At 46.3% G+C, this 681-nt stretch carries 1 pseudogene; it reads right to left on the bottom strand.

Features of this window, described 5'->3' with window-relative positions:
- Nucleotides 1–70: 70 nt before the first annotated feature.
- A pseudogene (locus tag H9650_RS20285) lies at nucleotides 71–445 on the bottom strand (transposase); the annotation flags it as partial.
- Between the last annotated feature and the right edge of the window lie 236 nt (nucleotides 446–681).

The raw sequence follows: 681 nt of genomic DNA, 5'->3' as shown, positions 1-681 counted from the left end.
ATGTGGCGTTGAATCATTTTTTGGTGATTCTTACTATGCGTGCACTATCCTTCCTTTGTGGTTGATCGGTATGTAAGATCTGCTCGAACTGATCAGTATCTGCGAGACGTCGGACACAGTTTTACCTAACATGGAGAAGTGAGGAACCTCTGTATGAAAGCCGAATCCTAGAAACCAACGGTATGCCACATTCGTTTCAATTTCCTTGTTTGTCTGGCGTATGGAACGGATACCAAAGGTGTAATAGATGAATGTCACCTGGCTCAGTACTACAGGATCTATGCTGGGTCTCCCAATGGTTGAGTAAAGATCTTCAACTAATCGATAGATAAAGGAGAAATCAATTGCCGCATCCAGTTTGCGCACCAGATGGTCTTTAGGAACCAACTGCTCTATGGTCAGTATCTCCAACTGTTCGCGTTCATTGAGTTTGATTCTTGGCCATCCTATCCATCCCCTCATTCCTTTAATAGGAAGCACTGTTGATTGGAGCGGAGAGCGGCGACTCCAGCGGGAATAGCGCGAGCTGAAGACCCTGGACTGAGCGTAGCGAGGGAAGCGGCTGAAGCCGTGCCCGCGGAAAGCGTCCGCTCGCAGCGGAGATCAACATTTCTAGCTTTATCTCTTAAAAGAAAAAAGATTGTAGGCAAAACACCAAAATTCATGGTGTTTGTCTACAGT

This window comes from Psychrobacillus faecigallinarum, from assembly GCF_014836595.1.
GTDB lineage: Bacteria > Bacillota > Bacilli > Bacillales_A > Planococcaceae > Psychrobacillus > Psychrobacillus faecigallinarum.
This window is presented reverse-complemented; position numbering and strand designations above follow the sequence as displayed.